General features: G+C 72.3%; 19 protein-coding genes and 1 pseudogene. 17 read left to right on the top strand and 3 right to left on the bottom strand.

From position 1 onward, the window contains the following. The first annotated feature begins 1 nt into the window (after nt 1). The 6 genes from AC07AZ_RS18585 to AC07AZ_RS18610 all read left to right on the top strand — a co-directional run bounded on the left by AC07AZ_RS18585 (nt 2) and on the right by AC07AZ_RS18610 (nt 7,640). Nucleotides 2-1,135, top strand: a complete 1,134-nt coding sequence (locus tag AC07AZ_RS18585) for an ABC transporter ATP-binding protein (protein WP_478848950.1) — start codon at nt 2-4, stop codon at nt 1,133-1,135. A 900-nt stretch (nt 1,136-2,035) separates the two neighbouring features. Continuing rightward, nucleotides 2,036-3,670 (top strand): peptide ABC transporter substrate-binding protein, encoded by a 1,635-nt coding sequence (locus AC07AZ_RS18590; RefSeq protein ID WP_478848952.1) that lies wholly within the window; start codon nt 2,036-2,038, stop codon nt 3,668-3,670. Between the two features lie 5 nt (nt 3,671-3,675). Further along, complete coding sequence (locus AC07AZ_RS18595) at nt 3,676-4,599, top strand: ABC transporter permease (RefSeq protein ID WP_478848954.1); 924 nt, start codon at nt 3,676-3,678, stop codon at nt 4,597-4,599. Continuing rightward, nucleotides 4,592-5,602, top strand: coding sequence for an ABC transporter permease (locus tag AC07AZ_RS18600; RefSeq protein WP_478848956.1), 1,011 nt, complete (start codon nt 4,592-4,594; stop codon nt 5,600-5,602). Before AC07AZ_RS18595 ends, AC07AZ_RS18600 begins: the two co-directional genes overlap by 8 nt. Before the next feature lie 9 nt (nt 5,603-5,611). Then, complete coding sequence (locus tag AC07AZ_RS18605) at nt 5,612-6,586, top strand: ABC transporter ATP-binding protein (protein ID WP_478848958.1); 975 nt, start codon at nt 5,612-5,614, stop codon at nt 6,584-6,586. Further along, entirely contained in the window at nt 6,579-7,640 is a 1,062-nt protein-coding gene (locus AC07AZ_RS18610) for an ABC transporter ATP-binding protein (protein ID WP_478848960.1), read from the top strand. The genes AC07AZ_RS18605 and AC07AZ_RS18610 overlap by 8 nt, the downstream gene beginning before the upstream one ends. A gap of 233 nt (nt 7,641-7,873) precedes the next feature. On the opposite strand, the gene AC07AZ_RS18615 is transcribed toward AC07AZ_RS18610, so the two are convergent. Then, nucleotides 7,874-10,003 carry a S9 family peptidase gene (locus tag AC07AZ_RS18615; RefSeq protein WP_478848963.1) on the bottom strand — a complete coding sequence of 710 codons (2,130 nt, stop codon included), beginning with the start codon at nt 10,001-10,003 and terminating at the stop codon, nt 7,874-7,876. A gap of 177 nt (nt 10,004-10,180) precedes the next feature. Here AC07AZ_RS18615 and AC07AZ_RS18620 point away from each other — a divergent pair, with 177 nt between their 5' ends. The 9 genes and pseudogenes from AC07AZ_RS18620 (at nt 10,181) to AC07AZ_RS18660 (ending at nt 18,314) form a co-directional block, all read left to right on the top strand. Further along, nucleotides 10,181-10,375, top strand: coding sequence for a hypothetical protein (locus AC07AZ_RS18620; RefSeq protein ID WP_478848965.1), 195 nt, complete (start codon nt 10,181-10,183; stop codon nt 10,373-10,375). Nucleotides 10,376-10,506: 131 nt separating this feature from the next. After that, nucleotides 10,507-10,879 (top strand): annotated as a pseudogene (locus AC07AZ_RS18625) (hypothetical protein); the annotation flags it as partial. Nucleotides 10,880-10,890: 11 nt separating this feature from the next. After that, nucleotides 10,891-11,757 carry an N-acetyl-1-D-myo-inositol-2-amino-2-deoxy-alpha-D-glucopyranoside deacetylase gene (mshB, locus tag AC07AZ_RS18630; protein ID WP_478848967.1) on the top strand — a complete coding sequence of 289 codons (867 nt, stop codon included), beginning with the start codon at nt 10,891-10,893 and terminating at the stop codon, nt 11,755-11,757. Further along, nucleotides 11,754-12,164, top strand: coding sequence for a DUF6113 family protein (locus AC07AZ_RS18635; RefSeq protein ID WP_478848969.1), 411 nt, complete (start codon nt 11,754-11,756; stop codon nt 12,162-12,164). Before mshB ends, AC07AZ_RS18635 begins: the two co-directional genes overlap by 4 nt. Nucleotides 12,165-12,322: 158 nt before the next feature. Continuing rightward, nucleotides 12,323-14,707 carry a hypothetical protein gene (locus AC07AZ_RS18640; protein ID WP_478848971.1) on the top strand — a complete coding sequence of 795 codons (2,385 nt, stop codon included), beginning with the start codon at nt 12,323-12,325 and terminating at the stop codon, nt 14,705-14,707. 148 nt (nt 14,708-14,855) lie between these two features. Beyond that, nucleotides 14,856-15,779, top strand: coding sequence for an ABC transporter ATP-binding protein (locus tag AC07AZ_RS18645; RefSeq protein WP_478848973.1), 924 nt, complete (start codon nt 14,856-14,858; stop codon nt 15,777-15,779). Continuing rightward, on the top strand, nt 15,776-16,516 hold the full coding sequence (locus AC07AZ_RS18650) for an ABC transporter permease (protein ID WP_478848975.1): 741 nt from the start codon (nt 15,776-15,778) through the stop codon (nt 16,514-16,516). The genes AC07AZ_RS18645 and AC07AZ_RS18650 overlap by 4 nt, the downstream gene beginning before the upstream one ends. Nucleotides 16,517-16,557: 41 nt before the next feature. Further along, complete coding sequence (locus AC07AZ_RS18655; protein WP_478849132.1) at nt 16,558-17,703, top strand: sensor histidine kinase; 1,146 nt, start codon at nt 16,558-16,560, stop codon at nt 17,701-17,703. Continuing rightward, nucleotides 17,700-18,314, top strand: a complete 615-nt coding sequence (locus tag AC07AZ_RS18660) for a response regulator transcription factor (protein ID WP_356045877.1) — start codon at nt 17,700-17,702, stop codon at nt 18,312-18,314. The genes AC07AZ_RS18655 and AC07AZ_RS18660 overlap by 4 nt, the downstream gene beginning before the upstream one ends. Nucleotides 18,315-18,361: 47 nt before the next feature. On the opposite strand, the gene AC07AZ_RS18665 is transcribed toward AC07AZ_RS18660, so the two are convergent. Continuing rightward, a complete protein-coding gene (locus AC07AZ_RS18665) occupies nt 18,362-19,210 on the bottom strand; it encodes a transglutaminase-like and tetratricopeptide repeat-containing protein (RefSeq protein WP_478848978.1) in 849 nt (282 codons plus the stop codon). Nucleotides 19,211-19,227: 17 nt separating this feature from the next. Continuing rightward, nucleotides 19,228-20,286 (bottom strand): GNAT family N-acetyltransferase, encoded by a 1,059-nt coding sequence (locus AC07AZ_RS18670; RefSeq protein WP_478848980.1) that lies wholly within the window; start codon nt 20,284-20,286, stop codon nt 19,228-19,230. Between the two features lie 140 nt (nt 20,287-20,426). On the opposite strand from AC07AZ_RS18670, the gene fdxA reads away from it, so the two are divergent. Together fdxA and AC07AZ_RS18680 are read left to right on the top strand one after the other, a co-directional pair. Further along, nucleotides 20,427-20,747: a ferredoxin gene (fdxA, locus tag AC07AZ_RS18675; protein ID WP_003973842.1), complete on the top strand. Its 321-nt coding sequence runs from the start codon at nt 20,427-20,429 to the stop codon at nt 20,745-20,747. Between the two features lie 163 nt (nt 20,748-20,910). Next, the gene (locus tag AC07AZ_RS18680; RefSeq protein ID WP_478848982.1) at nt 20,911-22,002 is read left to right on the top strand and encodes a bifunctional succinyldiaminopimelate transaminase/glutamate-prephenate aminotransferase; all 1,092 of its coding nucleotides are present in this window, start codon (nt 20,911-20,913) and stop codon (nt 22,000-22,002) included. Nucleotides 22,003-22,222: the final 220 nt, after the last annotated feature.

The following is a 22,222-nucleotide window of genomic DNA, read 5'->3' on the forward strand; positions in this document are numbered from 1 at the left end:
CATGAGCGACAACCTCACACTCCCCGCCCAGCAGGGTTCCACCGGTACGTCCCCCGAGGCGCTCCTCAAGGTGGAGGGGCTGACCAAGCACTTCCCGATCTACGGCGGCTTCCCGATCAAACGCAGGGTCGGTGCCGTGCAGGCCGTCGACGGGGTCGACCTGACGGTCGGCGTCGCCGAGAGCGTCGGCCTGGTCGGCGAGTCCGGCTGCGGCAAGTCGACCACCGGGCGGCTCATCACCCGCCTGCTGGAGCCGACCGGCGGCACCATCACGTACGCGGGCCAGGACATCACCCGGGCCTCGCGGCGGCAGCTCGCGCCGGTGCGGTCCGAGATCCAGATGATCTTCCAGGACCCGTACTCCTCGCTGAACCCGCGGCAGACGGTCGGCTCGATCATCAAGTCGCCCATGGAGGTCAACGGCATCGAGCCGGCGGGCGGCCGGGAGAAGCGCGTCCGGGAGCTGCTGGAGCTCGTCGGCCTCAACCCCGAGCACTACAACCGCTTCCCGCACGAGTTCTCCGGCGGCCAGCGCCAGCGCATCGGGGTGGCCCGCGCGCTGGCCCTCCAGCCGAAGCTGATCGTGGCGGACGAGCCGGTCTCCGCCCTCGACGTGTCGATCCAGGCGCAGGTAGTCAACCTGCTGCAGAAGGTGCAGCAGGAACTGGGCATCGCGTTCCTCTTCATCGCCCACGACCTGGCCGTCGTACGGCACTTCTCGCAGCGCGTCGCGGTGATGTACCTCGGCAAGGTGGTCGAGGTCGGCGACCGGGAGGCGATCTACAACCGCCCCCGGCACCCGTACACGCACGCCCTGCTGTCCGCGGTGCCCGAGGTCGACATCGACGGCACGGGCAGCGACCGGGAGCGCATCCGGCTCTCCGGTGACGTGCCCTCGCCGATCATGCCGCCGTCCGGCTGCCGCTTCCGCACCCGGTGCTGGAAGGCACAGGACAAGTGCGCGACGGAGGAGCCGCCGCTGGTCCAGATCTCCGGCAACCGCGCGGGCCACCTGACGGCCTGCCACTTCCCGGAGGACCCGACCACGGAGGCCCGCGACGAGGACGTCGTCCTCGACCCGGCCCTCAAGGCCCTGGAGGCGAACACGGACACCGTGTCCGCACCGAAGAAGTAACCCCGGCCCGGCCGCCGACGGCCACCGGACGAACCGCCCGACCGGGGCGGGGGCACACGCCCCCGCCCCGGTCGCGTGCGTTCGGGCAGGTGCGGGACGCCGGCCGCTGACCGTCCGTCGGTCAGCGGCCGCTCGCGCCGGGCGCGGGCCAGGTCGGCTACGCAGGCGGGGCGGGGCCCCCGCCTGGGCCGCGCGGGCGGACCACACCTCGCTGTCATGACGGCGGTCCGGCACCGCTGCCCTGGCGCGCCACGGGGCGGCCGCTGACCGGCCGTCGGCCGAAGCGGTCGTGTGCGCTGGGCGCGGGCCAGGTCGGCTACGCGTGGCCTGGGCCCCGGCCGGAGCCGCGAGGGTGGACCGCGGCTCGCTGTCATGACGGCGGTCCCGGCACCGCTGCCCTGGCGCGCCACGGGGCGGCCGCTGTCGCCCCTCGGCCGGTCGCCGGCCGGCGAGCGGCCGCTGACCGGCCGTCGGCCGAAGCGGTCGTGTGCGCAGGGCGGTGGCCGGGTCGGCGCGGGTGCCGGTGCCGATGGCCTGGCGGACCGGGGCGCGGTCGTGCGACCCCGCCCCGGTCGCGTGTTACCGATGCGCGGCGCCGACTGTGCTGGGCCCCGGCCAGGCCCCGGCGCGTGCGGCGCCGACTGTGCTGGGCCCCGGACGAGCCCCGTCCCGGCCTCCGTCCCGGCCTCAGCCCGGGCCCCCAGCCCGGCCGCGCAGGTAACCCTCCCGCCCGGCCTCGACCGTGAGGTGAGGGTGGACCGACCGGGCGAGTTGTGGGTGGGTTCCGCCACTCGAAAGAGTGGGGCGCCAGTGCGTTGTGCACCTTTTGGGTTGATATTGGCCCTTAACGCATCAGCGCCTCGGCGCTGGCGGCACAGCGCACTCACGAGGAGGAACTCCATGCGCGGAGCCACGCACGCCAAATGGGCCGCCTGCGCGGCGGCCACAGCCCTCGCGGCCACGGCCTGCGGAGGCGGGGGGAGCGACAGCGGCAGCGGCGGTGACAGCAGCGCGGTGGTCAGCGCCTCCTGGGGAGATCCACAGAACCCGCTGGAACCCGCCAACACCAACGAGGTGCAGGGCGGCAAGGTCCTCGACATGATCTTCCGCAGCCTGAAGCGGTACAACCCGGAGACGGGTGCCGCCGAGGACATGCTGGCCGACAAGATCGACACCAAGGACTCGCAGAACTTCACGATCACCATCAAGGACGGCTGGAAGTTCAGCAACGGCGAGGCGGTCACCGCCCAGTCCTTCGTGGACGCCTGGAACTACGGCGCCAGCCTGAAGAACAACCAGAAGAACGCGTACTTCTTCGGCTACATCGAGGGCTACGACAAGACGCACCCGGACACCGGCAGCCAGACCGCCGACACCCTCTCCGGGCTCAAGGTCGTCAACTCCAAGACCTTCACCGTCAAGCTGAGCCAGAAGTTCTCGACCTTCCCGGACACCCTCGGCTACCCCGCCTTCGCCCCGCTGCCCAAGGCGTTCTTCGACAACCACGGCGCCTGGGTGAAGAAGCCCGTCGGGAACGGGCCGTACGCCATCGACTCGTACACCAAGGGCTCGCAGATGGTCCTGAAGAAGTGGGACGCCTACCCCGGCTCGGACAAGGCGCAGAACGGCGGGGTGACCCTCAAGGTCTACACCGACAACAACACCGCCTACACCGACCTGCTGGCCGGCAACCTCGACCTCGTCGACGACATCCCGGCCGCCCAGCTGAAGAACGTCAAGAGCGACCTGGGCGACCGCTACATCAACACGCCCGCCGGCATCATCCAGACCCTCGCCTTCCCGTTCTACGACGCCCAGTGGAACAAGTCCGGCTCGGAGAAGGTCCGCAAGGGCCTGTCGATGGCGATCAACCGCAAGCAGATCACCGAGACGATCTTCCAGAAGACCCGTACCCCGGCCACCGACTGGACCTCCCCGGTGCTCGGCAAGGAGGGCGGTTTCCAGGACGGCCTGTGCGGTGCGGGCTGCGACTACAACCCGACCGAGGCCAAGAAGCTCGTCCAGGAGGGCGGCGGCCTGCCCGGCGGCCAGGTGAAGATCACGTACAACGCGGACACCGGCTCGCACAAGGAGTGGGTCGACGCGGTGTGCAACTCCATCAACAACGCGCTCGGCAACGACAAGGCGTGCGTCGGCAACCCGGTCGGCACCTTCGCCGACTTCCGCAACCAGATCACCGAGAAGAAGATGAGCGGGCCGTTCCGGGCCGGGTGGCAGATGGACTACCCCCTGATCCAGAACTTCCTCCAGCCGCTGTACTACACCAACGCCTCCTCCAACGACGGCAAGTGGTCCAACAAGGACTTCGACAAGCTCGTCAACGAGGCCAACGCCGAGACGGACACCGCGAAGGCGGTCCAGACGTTCCAGAAGGCCGAGGGGGTCGTCCGGGACAACATGGCCGCCATCCCGCTCTGGTACCAGAACGGCAGCGCCGGCTACTCCTCACGGCTCTCCGCGGTCAAGCTCAACCCCTTCAGCGTCCCCGTCTACAACGAGATCAAGGTGGGCTGAGCGCCATGGGACGCTACGTCCTGCGGCGGCTGCTCCAGATGATCCCGGTCTTCATCGGCGCCACGCTGCTGATCTTCCTGATGGTGAACGTGATGGGCGACCCCATCGCGGGGCTGTGCGGCGACCGGCAGTGCGACCCCGCCACCGCCGCCCAGCTGGAGAAGGAGTTCGGCCTCGACAAGCCGGTGTGGCAGCAGTACCTGACCTACATGGGCAACGTCTTCACCGGCGACTTCGGCACCGCGTTCAACGGGCAGAAGGTCACCGAGCTGATGGCGTCGTCCTTCCCGGTCACCATCCGGCTGACGATCGTGGCGATCCTCTTCGAGATCGTCATCGGCATCACGCTGGGCGTCGTCACCGGCCTGCGCCGCGGCCGGCCGGTCGACACGAGCGTGCTGCTGCTGACCCTCGTCGTGATCTCCGTCCCCACCTTCGTCACCGGCCTGCTGCTGCAGCTCCTGCTGGGCGTCGAGTGGGGCTGGATCAAGCCGTCGGTGTCGACGGACGCCACGTTCGGCGAGCTGATCGTGCCGGGTCTGGTCCTCGCCTCCGTCTCGCTCGCCTACGTGACCCGGCTGACCCGCACCTCCATCGCCGAGAACAAGCGCTCCGACTACGTCCGTACGGCCGTCGCCAAGGGGCTGCCGCGACGGCGGGTCATCACCCGGCACCTGCTGCGCAACTCGCTGATCCCCGTGGTCACGTTCATCGGTACGGACATCGGGGCCCTGATGGGCGGCGCCATCGTCACCGAGCGGATCTTCAACATCCACGGCGTCGGCTTCCAGCTCTACCAGGGCATCCTGCGCCAGAACACCCAGACGGTCGTCGGCTTCGTGACGGTGCTCGTCCTGGTGTTCCTGATCGCCAACCTGCTCGTCGACCTGCTGTACGCCGTCCTCGACCCCAGGATCCGCTATGCCTGAACCGCAGCCGCCGGAGCGGCACCTGCCGGGCCCGGGCCGCACCCCGGAGGACGGCGCCATCGCCGCGACCGGCATGGGCGGCGCGATGGACCTCGCCACGAGCGAGGGCGAGACACTGGAGCGGACCCCGGGCGCGGACGGCACCGACCCCCAGGGCAAGCCCCGGTCCCTCTGGTCCGACGCCTGGCGCGACCTGCGCCGCAACCCCGTCTTCGTCATCTCGACGCTGGTGATCATCTTCCTCGTCGTGATCTCGATCTGGCCGTCCCTGATCGCCACCCAGAACCCGCTCAAGTGCGACCTCGCCAAGGCCCAGGAGGGCTCGCAGCCCGGCCACCCCTTCGGCTTCGACGGCCAGGGCTGCGACGTCTACACGCGGACCGTCTACGGCGCCCGTACGTCCGTCACGGTCGGCGTGTGCGCCACGCTCGGCGTGGCGATTTTCGGGTCCGTCCTGGGCGGACTGGCGGGCTTCTTCGCCGGGTTCTGGGACTCGATCCTGTCCCGGATCACCGACGTCTTCTTCGCCATCCCGGTCGTCCTCGGCGGCCTGGTCCTGCTCTCCGTGGTCACCACCAACACCGTCTGGCCGGTGATCGGGTTCATGGTGCTGCTCGGCTGGCCGCAGATCTCCCGCATCGCCCGCGGCGCGGTCATCACCGCGAAGCAGAACGACTACGTCCAGGCCGCGCGGGCGCTCGGCGCCTCCAACTCGCGGCTGATGCTGCGCCACATCACGCCCAACGCGGTCGCGCCGGTGATCGTGGTGGCGACCATCGCGCTCGGCACGTACATCGCGCTGGAGGCGACCCTGTCGTATCTCGGCGTCGGTCTGAAGCCGCCGACGATCAGCTGGGGCATCGCCATCTCCGCCGCGTCCCCGTACATCCGGCAGGCGCCGCACATGCTGCTGTGGCCGGCCGGGGCGCTGGCGCTGACCGTGCTCGCGTTCATCATGCTCGGCGACGCGGTGCGCGACGCCCTCGACCCGAAGCTGAGGTGAACCCCCGTCATGCTGCTCGAAGTGCGTGACCTGCACGTGGAGTTCCGGACCCGGGACGGCGTCGCCAAGGCCGTCAACGGCGTCGACTACGCCGTGGACGAGGGTGAGACCCTCGCGGTGCTCGGCGAGTCCGGCTCGGGCAAGTCGGTGACCGCGCAGGCCGTGATGGGCATCCTCGACATCCCGCCCGGACGGATCACCGGCGGCGAGATCCTCTTCCAGGGCCGGGACCTGCTGAAGCTGAAGGAGGAGGAGCGGCGCAGGGTCCGCGGCGCCGAGATGGCGATGATCTTCCAGGACGCGCTGTCGTCCCTGAACCCGGTGCTCTCCGTCGGCGACCAGCTCGGCGAGATGTTCGTGGTGCACCGCGGCATGTCCAGGAAGGACGCCCGGACCAGGGCCGTCGAGCTGATGGACCACGTCCGTATCCCGGCCGCAGCGCAGCGCGTGCGGGACTACCCGCACCAGTTCTCCGGCGGCATGCGCCAGCGCATCATGATCGCGATGGCGCTGGCCCTCGAACCGGCGCTGATCATCGCCGACGAACCGACCACCGCCCTCGACGTCACCGTCCAGGCCCAGGTCATGGAGTTGCTCGCGGAGCTGCAGCGCGAGCTCAGCATGGGGCTCATCCTCATCACCCACGACCTCGGCGTGGTCGCCGACGTGGCGGACCGGATCGCGGTCATGTACGCGGGCCGGATCGTCGAGACCGCACCCGTGCACGACATCTACAAGGCGCCCGCCCACCCGTACACCAAGGGCCTGCTGAAGTCGATCCCGCGGCTGGACCAGAAGGGCCGCGAGCTCTACGCCATCAAGGGCCTGCCCCCCAACCTCACGAACATCCCGCCCGGCTGCGCCTTCAACCCGCGCTGCCCGATGGCCCAGGACGTGTGCCGCGCCGACGTACCGCCCCTGTACGAGGTGGACGAGGACCGTCGCAGCGCCTGCCACTTCTGGAGGGAGTGCCTGCATGGCTGAGCCGATTCTCGAGGTGAGCGGGCTGGTCAAGCACTACCCGCTCACCCGGGGCATCCTGTTCAAGAAGCAGATCGGTGCGGTGAAGGCCGTCGACGGGGTCGACTTCAGCCTCGCCCGGGGCGAGACCCTCGGCATCGTCGGCGAGTCCGGCTGCGGCAAGTCGACCGTCGCCAAGATGCTGGTCAACCTGGAGCGGCCGACGGCCGGGGTGATCAAGTACAGGGGCCAGGACATCACCGCGCTGTCCGGCCGCGCCCTCAAGGCCGTACGGCGCAACATCCAGATGGTCTTCCAGGACCCGTACACCTCCCTCAACCCGCGGATGACGGTCGGCGACATCATCGGGGAGCCGTACGACATCCACCCGGAGGTGGCGCCCAAGGGGGACCGGCGCAAGCGGGTCCGCGATCTCCTCGACGTCGTCGGCCTCAACCCGGAGTACATCAACCGCTATCCGCACCAGTTCTCCGGCGGGCAGCGCCAGCGCATCGGCATCGCCCGGGGCCTCGCGCTGCGCCCCGAGGTCATCGTCGCCGACGAGCCGGTCTCCGCGCTCGACGTGTCCGTGCAGGCCCAGGTGATCAACCTGATGGACCGGCTCCAGGGCGAGTTCGACCTGTCGTACATCTTCATCGCGCACGACCTGTCGATCGTGCGGCACATCTCGGACCGGGTCGGGGTGATGTACCTCGGCCGGATCGTGGAGACCGGCAAAGACGAGGAGATCTACGAGCACCCGACCCACCCCTACACCCAGGCCCTGCTCTCCGCGGTGCCGGTGCCCGACCCGGAGGCGCGCGAGCACCGGGAGCGGATCATCCTCACCGGCGACGTGCCGTCCCCGACGAACATCCCCTCCGGATGCCGCTTCCGCACCCGCTGCTGGAAGGCGCGGGAGCGCTGCGCGCTGGAGGTGCCCGCGCTCGCGGTACCCGCCGAGTTCCGGCTCGTGCCGGGCCCCGCCGCACACGACTCGGCCTGCCACTTCGCGGAGGAGAAGCAGGTCGTGCCGCCGGAGGAGACCACGAACGATCACCCCGGGGGTACGCCATAGCCGCACAAACACCCATCAACCGCGTTTACACGCAGGCAACTCGGCCGACCCGGTCTCGATATACGGACAGGCCAGTCTGAACGACGTACGGCCGTGCGGGTGCCGTAAACGGGCCGGGAGCGCCATGTCTCCCGGCCCGTTGCCGTGCTTTCGCGCCTGAACCGGCGCCGCTCTCGCGGAGGTGGCCGGGGCTTCGCCGGGGTTGCCCGGCTGATGGTCGCGGGTGTTGCCGCTCAGGTCAGACGGAGTGCGCGGCGGAGGAAGTCGACCTGGAGCAGCAGGAGGTTCTCCGCGACCTGTTCCTGGGGGGTCATGTGGGTCACGCCCGACAGGGGGAGGACCTCGTGCGGGCGGCCCGCGGCCAGCAGGGCTGAGGACAGCCGCAGGGAGTGCGCGACCACCACGTTGTCGTCGGCCAGCCCGTGCACGATCATCAGCGGGCGGTGCGGCTCGGCGGGGAAGGCCAGGCCGTCGTCCGTGACCAGGGAACTCCTCGCGTACGACGCCGGGTCGGCGGCCGGGTCGCCCAGGTACCGCTCCGTGTAGTGGGTGTCGTACAGCCGCCAGTCCGTGACCGGGGCGCCCGCGATGGCCGCGTGGAAGACGTCCGGGCGGCGCAGCACCGCCAGCGCCGCGAGCCAGCCGCCGTAGGACCAGCCGCGGATCGCCACCCGGGAGAGGTCGAGGGGGTGGTTCCTCGCGAGGTCCTGAAGGGCCTCGATCTGGTCGTCCAGGGAGACCGTGAGGTCGTGGTGCACGGCCTTCTCCCAGGCAGGGGAGCGGCCGGGGGTGCCGCGACCGTCGGCGACGACCACCGCGAACCCCTGGTCGGCGAACCACTGCGAGGTCAGGTGCGCGTTGTGCGCGGCGACCACCCGCGGACCGTGCGGGCCGCCGTAGGGATCCATCAGGACGGGCAGGGGAGTGTCGCCGGAGTAGTCCGCAGGCATAAGCAGGGCGCACGGGATTCGGCGTGCGCCCCCCTGGGTGAGCGTCACGCGCGGGGACAGACCGGGATCTTCGGCGTACGACGTGACAGTCGCCACCGGCTTCCCTCCGCGCAGCACCCGCGCCCGCGTGCCCGGCCGGTCGAGGGTGGCGGAGACCAGCACCGTCACGCCCCCCGCGCGCACCGCCGCGTGCACGCCCGGCTCCTGCGAGACGCGCTCCACTCCGAGCTCGTTGACGCGGTACACATGCACCTCGCCCGTCTCCGGTTCTGCCGCGCCCGCACCCGCGGACGCCGAGACCAGCACGTCGTCGGCGCCCACGTCCAGCACCGCACGGATGTGCAACTGCCGCCCGGTGAGCGGTCGTTCGCCTACCGCGAGGACGCGCGCACCGCCCTCGTCGGCGATCCGCACGAGCTGTCCCGAAGGGCTCCAGCACGGCACACCGGCGAACAGTTCCAGCCAAGTTGGATCTTCGTCGGCGTGCACCATCCGGGTCGCGCCGGTCTCCGGGTCGACGGCCAGGAACAGCTGGCTGCGCTGGTCGCGCGCCTGTACGAGCAGCAGCGGGGCACCCGCCGCTGACCAGTGCACATGCGCCAGATACGGGAAGCGCGCCCGGTCCCAGACCACCTCCGTGCGCACCCCGTCCAGGCCGAACACGAACAGCCGTACCTCCGCGTTCGCCGTGCCCGCCGCCGGATACGGGACGTGCTGTGGGTCACGCTCCGGGTGGGCCGGGTCGGAGATCCACCAGCGTCGCACCGGGCTGTCGTCCACCCGCGCGACCAGCAGCCGGTCCGACTCCGGAGCCCACCAGAAGCCCCGAGATCGGCCCATCTCCTCGGCCGCGACGAACTCCGCCAGACCGTAGGTGACCTGGCCCGCACCCGTCGCGGCCTCCGGCACGGCCAGCGCCCGGTCGTCCTCGCCGCCGGCGCCCACGACGCGCAGGGCGCCCCGCGCGACATACGCGACCTGTCGGCCGTCGGGGGAGGGACGCGGGTCGATCACCGGTCCGGGAGTGCGGAGTTCACGTGCCGTGCCGGCCCGCAGCTCCGCCGTGAAAAGCCGCCCCGACAAGGCGAAAGAGGCCAACTCGACGGCCGCGTCGGTGGCGTAGCCGACGATGCCCGCGCCGCCCTCGCGACTGCGTTCCCGGCGGGCCCGCTCCTCCGGCGAGAGGTGCTCCACGGCACCGCCCAGCAGGGCGCGCGGGTCGGCCGCCACGCGCTCTCCGGCCGCCTCCGGGTCGAGCACCCACAGGGCGTTCGCCCGGTCCGTACCGGAAGCGGAGCGCAGGAACACGACACGGGAGCCGTCGGGCGCCACGGTGAACGCGCGGGGCGCGCCCAGGGTGAAGCGCTGGGTGCGGGCGTGCCGCCGGGGGAAGGAGTCGGACGTCGTCGTCATGCCCCGACCATATTGGCCATGCGCCCCCTTGTGCGGCCGTGCGCCGAGCGATGCGCGAGTGCGGATAGTTATGATCACTACCGCATGGTGGGTATGAACCCGCTGGCTGCTGTATGGATTTATCTGACCCCTCGGTCCGACCCCCCGTGCTCCTGGGATCTTTGGAGGTGAGCCGCCGTGGCACTCTCGATTTCGGCGGTGGTGCTGCTGGCGATCATCGTCTTCCTGCTGGTCAAGAAGTCAGGGTTGAAGGGTGGACACGCCGTTGTGTGCATCCTCCTCGGCTTCTATCTGGCCTCGTCGACGATCGCTCCGACGATCAACGATGTGACGACGAACATCGCGGGCATGATCGGCGACCTCAAGTTCTGACCCGAGCGGCCGGCCCGCCGGGTCAGCCCACGGACGCGTACGGCACGAAGTCGGCCCAGGCCTCCGGCGAGAGCTGGAGGCGGGGGCCGTCGGTGTGCTCGGAGTCACAAACGTGGACGGTGGCGGGGCAGATGCTCGATGAAGGCCATCGAAGCCTTGGTGGCCTCACCCACGACACCACCCGCTTCACCGTGATCGGCAACCACCTCGCCCAGCACCCGCACCTGTCGGGGCTCGCGATCGGGCCGGCCGTGCACATCCAGTCCCTCCTCGCCGGCGCAGGGCCTTGCGGGGTGCCCGCCTCTCTCGTTGTCCGCCGGGTTCCGGCGTCGTGGGCCGCTTGACCGCCGGGTCCTCACGGCGGGCCGCGTCGACATCAAGACCCTCGCCGCCCGCTCTCCGGAGGGCGTGACCCGGATCGCCGCAGCCCTGCGGGAACGGGAGCACCATCGCAGCGGACAACGCGCGACAGGGCGCCTCCCAGGGGCAGGGCCGGTGCCTCGTAGGGTGGCCCCATGACGGAACCATCCGGCCGGCGTCTGCTGCTGGTGCACGCGCACCCGGACGACGAGTCGATCAACAACGGCGCCACCATGGCCAGGTACGCGGCCGAGGGCGCCCGAGTGACCCTGGTCACCTGCACCCTCGGCGAGCGGGGCGAGGTCATCCCGCCCGAGTCGCGGCATCTCAGCGGTGCCGCCCTCGGCGCACACCGCCTCGGTGAACTCACGGCCGCGATGCGCGAGCTCGGCGTCGAGGACTTCCGTCTGCTCGGCGGCGCGGGCCGCCACCGGGACTCCGGGATGATGGGCCTCGCCGACAACGACGACCCCGCCTGTTTCTGGCAGGCCGACGTGGACGAGGCCGCCCGGCCCCTCGTGGACGTGATCCTGGAGGTCCGCCCCCAGGTCCTCGTCACCTACGACCCCGACGGCGGCTACGGCCACCCCGACCACATCCAGGCCCACCGGGTCGCCACCCGCGCCGCCGAACTGGCCGCCGCGGCGGGCTGGAAGATCGCCAGGACCTACTGGAACCGCGTCCCGCGCTCGGTCGGCGAGGAGAGCTTCGCCCGGCTCCGCGCGGACCTCCCCGGGCTGCCCTTCACCGAGGCGGCCGCCCTGGAGGACGTACCGGGGGTGGTGGACGACGAGCGGATCACCACCGAGATCGACGGCACCGCGTTCGCCGCCGCGAAGACCGCCGCGATGCGCGCGCACGCCACCCAGATCGAAGTGGCCCCCGGCCGACCGTACTTCGCGCTCTCCAACGCACGCGCGCAACCCCTGTTCACCACCGAGTACTACGAGCTGGTGCGTCCCGCGCGCGCTCCCGGTCCCCGGGAGACGGACCTGTTCGCCGGGATCGAGGAGGCGTCATGAACGACCGGACCCCGGTGCTCGCCCAGCCGTTGCAACGCCCCTCCCTCGGCCGGGCCGCCGCCTACCTGGGGCTCCTGGTGCTCGGCGCGCTGGTCGGCGCGGCCGGGGCGCTGGTGCAGGCCGGCTGGTTCCCGGCCGGGCTGCTGCTGGCTCTCGCCGGTGAGGCCGGGCTGTGCCTGGGCGCGGCGCGGGCCGCCGCCAGCCGGGCCGCCGGTGTCGCCTGCGCCGCCGGCTGGATGGTCGCCGTCGTCCTGCTCACCGCCAGCCGCCCGGAGGGCGACTTCGTGTTCGCCGCGGGAGCGGGCTCCTACCTCTTCCTGCTCGGCGGCATGGCCGTGGCTGTGATCTGCGCCACCCTTGGGCCGGGGCGGCAACCAGGCGGCGAAGCCGTCCGACTTCGCAAGTGACGTACCACTTCGCCGGATCTGACGCGTGCGAGTCCGGTGTGGGTTTCCCCGGCGGTCGTGGGATACACGCCTGAAGTGGCCAGTATGGTGGTGCGCGCCGCCGAGCCGCCCGAGAGAGGTCGTACCGCGGGCGGCGGAGCCAACCGGGAGAACCTGCCTTGAGTCGTGAAACTGACACTCCGTCCTCCGGGCCCAACGGGCGCGGCGGAGCCGCCTACCCTTCGGGGACGCCGCCGTACGGGACCCCCGTGGCTTCCGACGACGGCGCGCAAGCTGCCCGTTCGGCCGCGCAGCCGGAGGAACGCAAGACCGAGACCACGCTGACGACCCGCATCCGGATCAACATCCCCGGATCACGGCCGATTCCGCCGGTCGTCGTCCGCACACCCGTCGCGGACACCGAGGGCGCCGACGGCCCCGCCGACAGCGAGACGACGTCGTCGGGCATGCCGATGCCGACGTCCCCCGGCGCGACCGAGCCGCCGCCCGCCGACCCCCCGACCGGGGGCGCCCCCGGAGCCGGGGAGAAGGCGAGCAACTGGTTCGCCCCGCGCAAGTCCCCTCCGGGCGGCCCCGGTCCGGGCGGCGGTGCCCCCAACGGGGCCGGACTTCCCGGCGCTTCGGGGGCGCCCGGCGCCCCCGGCGGCGCGGGCGCTCCGGCCGCCCCCGGCGTCGCGCGCCCCGAGGCCGCCCGTCCAAACACCGGCCGTCCCGGCGGCGTGGTCGGCTCCATGGGCATCCCGGCCGGCTCCCGGCCCGGCGGTACGAACGGGGCCGGACTGCCGAGCGGCGCCACCGGCGGGCCCGTGGCCCCCGGCCACGGCGGCGGCACCGGCTCCTTCGACGTCACCGATGCCCTGGCCGCGGGACCGCTGGGCAGCGGCCCGCGCCCCGGCGCGGGCGGCGGCGAACCGCGCCGCGACGACCTGCCGTACTTCGCGGAGAACGGCCAGGGCACCCCGAACGGCCCCGGCACCCCCAACGGTCAGGGCACCCCCAACGGTCCCGGCGGCCAGGCCGGTCCCGGTGGCCGGAGGGGCCCCGGTGGCCGGAAGGGCCTGGCCGGTCCGGCCGGACCCGGCGGCCCCGGCGCCCAGACCGGCCCCAACGGGCAGGGCGGCTACGGCGGACCCAACGGCCCAGGCGGTCAGGGCGGCCCCAACGGCCCCGGCGGTCAGGGCGGCTTCAACGGGCCGAACGGCCAGGGACGTCCGGGCGGCCCGCAGGGCCCCGCGGGCCCGACCGGCGGTCCGGTCACCGGAGACAGCCCGCTGGTGCCCCCGGCCGGCGGCGCCCCCGGTGCCCCCCGCACCGGCCGCGGCCCTGGCGCCCCCGGCGGCGGCCTGAGCGACGACACCGCGATCCTCACCCCGCAGAAGCAGGCCCCCGGACCCGGCACGCCCGGCCACCGCCCGATGGACAACGTCTCCGGACACACCGTCACCAGCGGTATCCCCGTCGTGCCGCCGGCCGGCCAGAACTCGCCGTTCGGGCCGGGCGCCCACACCGACGGGCCGCTGCCGCACACGCCCCCGAAGCTGCCCGAGCCGGTCACCACGAACGCGCCCGCTGCCGCCTCGTCCAAGAAGAAGAAAAAGAAGAAGGGCCGCAGCAAGCTGGTGCTGCTGCTCGTCGCCGTGTTCGTCATCGGGGGCCTCGCCTACGGCGCCGGGCTGCTGATGAACCACTCCGACGTGCCCAAGGGCACCACCGTGCTCGGCGTGGACATCGGCGGCGGCACCCGCGACGACGCCGTCAAGAAGCTCGACGACGCCTTCGGCGGCCGGGTGAACAAGGCGCTGAAGCTGTCCGTCGACGGCGACACCGTCGCCCTCAAGCCGGACCAGGCGGGCCTCCAGTTCGACACCCAGGCCACCGTGCGGGCGGCCGCGCAGAGCGACTACAACCCCGTCTCCGTCATCGGCTCGCTGTTCGGCAACCACCGAGTCGTCGACCCGGTCATGCCGGTCGACGAGGAGAAGCTGCACGCCGCCCTGGAGGACGCCGCCGGCGGCTCCGGCTCGGCGACCGACGGCACGATCGAGTTCAAGTCCGGCAAGGCCGTCGCCGTGTACGGCAAGGCGGGCAAGACCATCGACGTCGGCAAGTCGACCCTCGCGGTCGAGGAGGCCTACCGCACCCAGGTGAAGACCGACGCCTCCACGCCGGTGGCGGTCGCGACGACCACCCGGAAGCCGACGGTCTCCGACGCCGAGGTCGACCGGATGATGAAGAAGTTCGCCGAGCCCGCCATGTCGGCCAACGTCACCGTGCAGACGGACGCCGTGCACTCGGTCGCCTTCAGCCCGCAGAACTCCCTGTGGAAGTTCCTCAAGGTGAAGGCCGTCGACGGCAAACTGGTCGACTCCTACGACCCGGCCGCGCTCAAGACGCTCTACGGCCAGACCTTCGACGGCGTGCTGATCACCCGGGGCACCGGGCAGAAGACGGCCGTCACCGTCCAGGACGTCTACGGCGCCCTGCGCCTGGCCCTGATGAGCCGGACCGACCGGGTGGCCGTCATCGACACCGACCCCAGCTAGTCCGACCGCGCTCGACCGAGAGGGGGGACCCGGCGCAGGCCGGGTGCCCCCTCTCGGCGCGGCGCCCTCCCCGTATGACATCTGTCATGCGCCCCTCAGGACCGTCGACACTGCCCGGCGGTGGGCCCGCCCCGCCACGATGGTGCCCATGACGACATCAACGACGGCCACCACCGAGGTGGTCGGGTTCGAGCAGGTGAGCAAGAGCTACGGGGACGTCCGGGCCGTGGACGGTCTGACGCTGCGCCTGCACCCGGGGGAGACCGTGGCGCTGCTGGGCCCCAACGGGGCCGGCAAGTCGACCACACTGGACCTGCTGCTCGGCCTCAAGCAGGCCGACAGCGGCACCGTACGGATCTTCGGCACCGGTCCGCGCGAGGCGATCGTCGCCGGACGCGTCGGTGCCATGCTGCAGAGCGGCGGCCTGATGGACGAGGTCACCGTCCGCGAACTGGTCACGCTGGCCTGCTCGCTGCACCCCAGGGCCTACCCGGTGGCCGACGTGCTGGCCCGGGCCGGCGTCACCCAGATCGCCGACCGCAAGGTCAACAAGCTCTCCGGCGGCCAGGCCCAGCGCGTCCGCTTCGCCCTCGCCACCGCCGGCGACAGCGACCTGATCGTCCTGGACGAGCCGACGACCGGCATGGACGTCTCCGCCCGCCAGGCATTCTGGGCCACCATGCGCGAACAGGCCGACCAGGGCCGTACGGTGCTGTTCGCCACCCACTACCTCGAAGAGGCCGACGCCATCGCCGACCGCGTGCTCGTCCTGCACCGGGGCCGGCTCCTCGCCGACGGCACCGCCGCCGAGATCAAGGCGAAGGCCGGTGCCCGCCGGATCTCCTTCGACCTGGCGGACCCGGTCGACGACACCGCGCTGCGCGCCCTGCCGTCCCTCACCACGATCGACGTGTCCGGACAGACCGTCCGCATGCAGTCGACCGACGCCGACGCCACCGTGCACGCCCTGTACGGCCTCGGCGTCTACCCCCGCAACCTGGAGGTCGCCGGGCTCGGTCTGGAGCAGGCCTTCGTCGCCATCACGTCCGCCGAGGAGGCGAAGTCGCTGTGAACAGCCTCATCAAGCTGGAACTGGTCCGCGCCCTGCGCAACCGCAAGTTCCTGTTCTTCTCGGTGATCTACCCCTCGGCCCTGTTCCTGCTCATCGCGGGCAACGCCGACACCACCACCAGGGTCGACGGCACGGGCCTGACCCTCCCGACGTACATGATGGTCTCCATGGCCTCCTTCGGCGCCCTGACGGCCGTCCTGATGGGCAACAGCGAGCGCATAGCCAAGGAACGGGAGAGCGGCTGGGTACGGCAGTTGCGGCTGACGCCGCTGCCGGGCCGCGGTTACGTCCTGGCGAAGACCGCGAGCGCCGCCGTGGTGAGCCTGCCGTCCATCGTCATCGTGTTCGTCGTCGCCGCGGTCGTGAAGGACGTACGGCTGGACGCCTGGCAGTGGCTCGCCCTCACCGGCGCGATCTGGGCCGGCAGCCTCGTCTTCGCCGCGCTCGGCGTCGCCATCGGCTACCTGGCGTCCGGGGACGCGGTCCGCCCGATCACGATGATCACCTACTTCGGCCTGTCGATGCTCGGCGGCCTGTGGATGCCGTCGACGACGTTCCCGCAGTGGCTCCAGGACATCGCCCAGTGGCTGCCCACGCACGCGTACGCTGCCCTGGGGCGGGCGATCGAGCAGAGCCAGGCCCCGCACGCCAAGGACATCGCCATCCTCGCCGTGTTCTTCGCCCTCTTCGCGGGCGGCGCGGCCTGGCTGTACCGGAAGGACACGCTGAAGGCGTGAGCAGCAACCCCGACGAGGCCGGTCCGGCCCCTCTGACGCGCATGGGACAGGCGCCCCGCAACCTCCGCGAGGCGCTGCGCAAGACCGTGTGGATCGCCGTCTGGCTCGTCTTCCTCAGTTCGCCGGTCCACGACCTGGTGTCCGGCCACCACACCACGGGTGCCACCGTGGCCGGCTGGCTGGGCCTGCTGGCCTTCGTCGCGGGCTATCTGTCGCTGGTCTTCCGGAACATGGGCGGCCGGGCGTACTCCGGGCGGACGCTCGGCGCCCTGATTTTCGGCCTCGCGGTACTCGCCACCGTCCTGTGCCTCACCCTCGGCAGGGAATGGCTCGGCCTCTACGTGTACGTCTCCGTCGCGTGCGGGGCGGCCCTGCCGCTGCGCATGGCGTACTGGACGATCCCGCTGACCGCCGCGACCATGCTGCTCGTCGGCCTGCGGGTCGGCGAACGGGACGCCATGGACCTGGTCGTGCTGGTGGTGCTGATCGGGTTCGCGATGCACGGCGTCAGCCAACTGGTGCGGACGACCATAGAGTTGCGCAAGGCCCGGGCCACCGTCGCCCAGCTCGCCGCCAACGAGGAGCGGCTGCGGCTGGCCCGCGACCTGCACGACCTGCTCGGCCACTCGCTGTCCCTGATCACGCTGAAGAGCGAACTCGCCGGCCGGATGCTCCCCGGCCACCCCGACAAGGCGGCCCAGCAGGTCGCCGACATCGAACAGGTCAGCCGCCAGGCCCTCGTCGACGTCCGCGAGGCCGTCAGCGGGTACCGCCGACCACGCCTGCGCGAGGAACTCGCGGGCGCCCACGTCGCGTTGACGGCGGCCGGCGTCACGGCCGCGCTGCCCGCGGAGCCGGACCTCACCGGCGTCCCCGAGGAGAACGAGTCGGCCCTCGCCTGGTCGCTGCGCGAGGCGGTCACCAACGTCGTACGGCACAGCGGCGCCGGGCGCTGCACGGTCGAGCTGCTGCACCGCCAGACCCTCGACGGGCCGGTGTGCGAACTGTCCGTCGAGGACGACGGCTCCGGCGGCGCCGGGAAGGGGCCGGGCAACGGTCTCACCGGCCTCACCGAGCGCCTGGAGAAGGCGGGCGGCTCCCTGGAGGCGGGCCGCACCAGGCACGGCTTCCGGCTCGTCGCCCGCGTGCCGGCCGGCGCCCGGGCCGACGTAGGATCCGGCGCATGAGCCGCACGATCAAGGTCCTGCTCGCCGAGGACCAGTCGATGGTCCGCGAGGCGCTGGCCGCACTGCTCGGCCTGGAGGACGACATCGAGGTCGTTGTCCAGGTGGCGCGCGGCGACGAGGTACTGGCCGCCGCCCGCGCGCACGACGTGGACGTGGCCCTGCTGGACATAGAGATGCCGGGCGCGACCGGCATCGAGGCCGCGGGGCAGGTGCACCGCGCGCTCCCCGGCGTGAAGCTGGTCGTCCTCACCACCTTCGGCCGGCCCGGCTACCTCCGCAGCGCGATGGAGGCCGGCGCCGACGCGTTCCTCGTCAAGGACGCCCCCGCCGCCCAACTCGCCGCCGCCGTACGACGGGTGCTGGCCGGCGAACGGGTCATCGACCCCACGCTCGCGGCGGCGGCCCTCGCGGAGGGCGCCAACCCCCTGACGGACCGCGAACGCGAAGTGCTCAGGGCGGCGGCGGACGGCTCCACCAACGCCGAACTCGCCGCGGCCCTGCACCTGTCCCAGGGCACCGTCCGCAACTACCTCTCCACGGCGATCCAGAAACTGGCGGTCCGCAACCGCGCGGAAGCGGTCCGCACGGCCCGGGAGAAGGGCTGGCTCTAACCGCGCCCGAGGGCGGGAGCCCCGGCGCGAGCCCCGGCGCGAGCCGGTCAGTTCAGCATCGCCCGGGCTGCGTGTGCCTGGCCGCGCACCCGCGCCGCGGCCGGTTCGTCCACCGCGCCCACCACCTCGGCGTAGGCGTCGAGTTCGGCCGCGCCCTCGACGAACTCGCCGCGCTGCACGAGCAGCTGGGCCCGTTCGTAGCGCAGGCGCGCGGGATGCGACGGCAGCAGCAGCGACAGGTCGACCGCCCACAGCGACACGTCGGAGCGTTCGGGCCGGGCCGCTGCCCACGCCCGTACGTTGTTCAGGACGCGCACCACCACCTCCAGCGGCTCCGCGGGACCGAGCATCGACGGATGCAGCGGCGCCCCCGTCGCCCCCGCCACCAGCAACTCCGCGTCGGACCCGCTGAGCACCCGACCCCCGTCGAACGGATCGGCGAGCACCTGCTCCTGCGCGCCGAACCCGACCACGAAGTGCCCCGGCAGGGCCACCCCGTACACCGGCGCCCCGGCCCGTCTCGCGACCTCCATCCACAGCACCGACAACAGGATCGGCAGCCCCCGCCGCCGGGCCAGCACCTGGTGCAGCAGCGACGACTCCAGCCGCTGGTAGTCCGCGGGCGACCCGCGGAACCCGCACCGCTCGCCCAGCAGTTCCCGCAGCGCGACCGCCCACGAGCGCGGCCCGCCCGGCCGGAAGGGCAGCCGGCCGGCCAGCTTGTCCAGTTCGATCTGGGCGGCGTCCACACCGGCGTCGTCGAGCTCCCCGTCGGCCTGCGCGCCGAGCAGCAGGCACAGCGTGGACAGGTCGGGACGCTCGGACCGCGCCTCTTCGGCGAACCGCTGCCGCAGTTCGGCGGAGCGCTCGGGCGGCGGGGGGCAGGGAGGACGCATAGCTGGCTCGTGCCCCCTCACGGCGATCGGTACCGGCCGGTGCGGGCACTTCCGGGTCCGGCACTTCCGGGCCCGGCGCTCACCGGTTCGCGGTAGTGGTGGTAGGCGTGGTGCGCGGTGAAACCCAGCTGGTCGTACAGCGCCTGCGCGCCCACGTTGCCCGTCTCGACCTGGAGCCACCCCGCCGACGCGCCCTCGTCCAGCGCGCGCCGGGCCAACGCGGTCATCACGGCACCGGCCAGCCCCCGCCGCCGCAGCGCGGGATCGACCTCGACGGCGGCGAAGCCCGCCCACCGGCCGTCGACCACGCACCGCCCGATCGCGGCGGGCGCGGCGCCCGGCCCGTCGCCCGGCACGGTCGCGAACCACACGGAGGGGCCGCTGCCCAGCACCTTCAGGGCCACCTCGCTGACCCCCTTGCGCTGGTAGCGCGCGAGCCACGCCTCGTCCGCCGTCCGGGACAGCGCGACCCGTGGTGTCTCGTCCCGGTCGGCCACCGGCGAGAGCGCGCCCGTCCACAGCTCGGCGGTCACCTCACGCGTCCAGCCCCGCCGCTCCAGCTCCGCGCTCAGCAGCTCCTGCGTGCCGGCGGCACCGGTGGCGGTCTGCACGTAGGCGGGCAGGCCGCGCTCGGCGTACCAGCGCCGTACGGCGGTCAGCGCCGCGTCGAGCGGCAGCCCGGGGTGGCCGAGCGGCAGCACCGAGTTCGCCCGCCGGGTGAACCCCTCGGCCGCCCGGAGCTCCCACTCGCCCAGCGGCTCGCTCTCCAGCGGCCGCCACGCGCGGGAGGAGACCCGCGCCAGCTCCTCGTAGGAGGAGGCGGGACCACGCCGGCGGGCCGGTGCGGGCGGCACGACCTTGCCCGCCACCAGCGCCGATTCCGGAATCCGGACGCTTCTGCCGTCCTTCTGGGTGATGCGCAGCACACCCCTGTCCCATGATGTGAGAACACCGACCGTGTCGGTGAACTTCTCACCCGTCGCCGGATGTTCGATCATGGACCGTACGGACACTCGTTTGCCCACGTCAGCAGTGGTGACACGGACCACGAGACGTCCGGCCGCAGAGATTTCCACAGGTCGGTTCACCCCTCCTGTTCGGATCATGCCCCGGAACGGAGATACTAGAGGCGGGCATCGACGACGCCGCGCTCCCGCGCGCCAGGCGGCGGAGCCTGTGGAGGCCCGCCAGCGCCCTATCGAGGAGGAACGACAGCGTGACTTACGTCATCGCGCAGCCTTGTGTCGACGTCAAGGACAAGGCGTGCATCGAGGAGTGCCCGGTCGACTGCATCTACGAGGGCCAGCGGTCCTTGTACATCCACCCGGACGAATGCGTCGACTGCGGCGCCTGTGAGCCGGTCTGCCCGGTCGAGGCGATCTTCTACGAGGACGACACTCCGGAGGAGTGGAAGGACTACTACAAGGCGAACGTCGAGTTCTTCGACGAGCTGGGCTCTCCCGGCGGCGCCAGCAAGCTGGGCCTGATCGAGCGCGACCACCCCTTCGTCGCCGCGCTCCCGCCGCAGAACCAGTAAGCGCGGCCCGCGCCCTTCCCGGTGTCCGGGCCTCGCCCGAGCCGGCGGACCCCATCGCCTCGGTCCCGTACGGCCTGATCGCCTTCGATCGCCGCACGGGGCCGGGGCGTTTGCCGTCCGCACGCGTCCGCACGCGTCCGTGCGAGAAAGTGAGCCAGATCCCGTGTCCGCAGTCTCCGACCGTCTCCCCACCTTCCCCTGGGACAAGCTGACGCCGTACAGGGCGACGGCCGAGGCCCATCCGGACGGCATCGTCGACCTGTCCGTCGGCACTCCGGTCGACCCGGTCCCCGAGCTGGTGCAGAAGGCGCTGATCGGCGCGGCAGACTCGCCGGGCTACCCGACCGTCTGGGGCACGCCCGAACTGCGTGACGCGATCACCGGCTGGGTGCAGCGCCGGCTCGGCGCCCGCGAGGTCACGCACCGGCACGTCCTGCCGGTCGTCGGCTCCAAGGAACTGGTCGCCTGGCTGCCCACGCAGCTGGGCCTCGGCCCCGGCGACCGCGTCGCCCACCCCCGGCTGGCCTACCCGACCTACGAGGTCGGCGCCCGGCTGGCGCGCGCGGAGTACGAGGTCTACGACGACCCGACGGACCTGGACCCGGCCGGCCTGAAGCTGCTGTGGCTCAACTCGCCGTCGAACCCGACCGGGAAGGTGCTGGCCCGGGAGGAACTGACACGGATCGTCGCCTGGGCCCGCGAGCACGGCGTCCTGGTCTTCTCCGACGAGTGCTACTTCGAGCTGGGCTGGGAGGCCGAGCCCGTCTCGGTCCTGCACCCCGACGTGAACGGCGGCTCCTTCGACGGCATCGTCTCGGTGCACTCCCTCTCCAAGCGCTCGAACCTCGCCGGCTACCGCGCGGCCTTCCTGGCCGGTGACCCGGCGGTCCTCGGCCCGCTGCTGGAGATCCGCAAGCACGGCGGAATGATGACGTCCGCGCCGACCCAGGCCGCCGTGATCGCGGCCCTCGGCGACGACACCCACGTGCGCGAGCAGCGCGAGCGGTACGCGGCCCGCCGCACCGCCCTGCGCGAGGCCCTGCTGCGGCACGGCTTCCGCATCGAGCACAGCGAGGCCAGCCTCTACCTCTGGGCCACCCGGGACGAGTCCTGCTGGAGCACGGTCGCCCACCTCGCCGACCTCGGCATCCTGGTGGCCCCCGGCGACTTCTACGGCACGGCGGGCGAACACTTCGTACGCGTGGCACTGACGGCCACCGACGAGCGGGTCAGGGCCGCGGTGGGGCGCCTCTAGCGCCGCGACGGGGCGACCGTCGGCTGTCGCGGCACCGGCCACTCGGGCCGCCCTGGCCGGGGGCCGGCGGGATGGGCTGGGGCCGGCGGGTTCGCGGTGGCCGCGGGGGGGGGGGGGGGGGGGGGGGGGGGGGGGGGGGGGGGGGGGGGGAGTGTGTGGGGGGGGGGGGGGGGGGGAGGGCGCAAGGTAGAGGGCAGCCGGCGCGGGGGAGGGGGTGCGC

This window comes from Streptomyces sp. NPDC043878 (assembly GCF_056435735.1).

Coding starts and splice junctions, on each gene's coding strand:
- AC07AZ_RS18605 (WP_478848958.1), top strand. CDS start 5,612: ATGCTGCTCGAAGTGCGTGACCTGCACGTGGAGTTCCGGACCCGGGAC.
- AC07AZ_RS18585 (WP_478848950.1), top strand. CDS start 2: ATGAGCGACAACCTCACACTCCCCGCCCAGCAGGGTTCCACCGGTACG.
- AC07AZ_RS18660 (WP_356045877.1), top strand. CDS start 17,700: ATGAGCCGCACGATCAAGGTCCTGCTCGCCGAGGACCAGTCGATGGTC.
- AC07AZ_RS18600 (WP_478848956.1), top strand. CDS start 4,592: ATGCCTGAACCGCAGCCGCCGGAGCGGCACCTGCCGGGCCCGGGCCGC.
- mshB (WP_478848967.1), top strand. CDS start 10,891: ATGACGGAACCATCCGGCCGGCGTCTGCTGCTGGTGCACGCGCACCCG.
- AC07AZ_RS18590 (WP_478848952.1), top strand. CDS start 2,036: ATGCGCGGAGCCACGCACGCCAAATGGGCCGCCTGCGCGGCGGCCACA.
- AC07AZ_RS18655 (WP_478849132.1), top strand. CDS start 16,558: ATGGGACAGGCGCCCCGCAACCTCCGCGAGGCGCTGCGCAAGACCGTG.
- AC07AZ_RS18665 (WP_478848978.1), bottom strand. CDS start 19,210: ATGCGTCCTCCCTGCCCCCCGCCGCCCGAGCGCTCCGCCGAACTGCGG.
- AC07AZ_RS18610 (WP_478848960.1), top strand. CDS start 6,579: ATGGCTGAGCCGATTCTCGAGGTGAGCGGGCTGGTCAAGCACTACCCG.
- AC07AZ_RS18635 (WP_478848969.1), top strand. CDS start 11,754: ATGAACGACCGGACCCCGGTGCTCGCCCAGCCGTTGCAACGCCCCTCC.
- AC07AZ_RS18645 (WP_478848973.1), top strand. CDS start 14,856: ATGACGACATCAACGACGGCCACCACCGAGGTGGTCGGGTTCGAGCAG.
- AC07AZ_RS18595 (WP_478848954.1), top strand. CDS start 3,676: ATGGGACGCTACGTCCTGCGGCGGCTGCTCCAGATGATCCCGGTCTTC.
- AC07AZ_RS18615 (WP_478848963.1), bottom strand. CDS start 10,003: ATGACGACGACGTCCGACTCCTTCCCCCGGCGGCACGCCCGCACCCAG.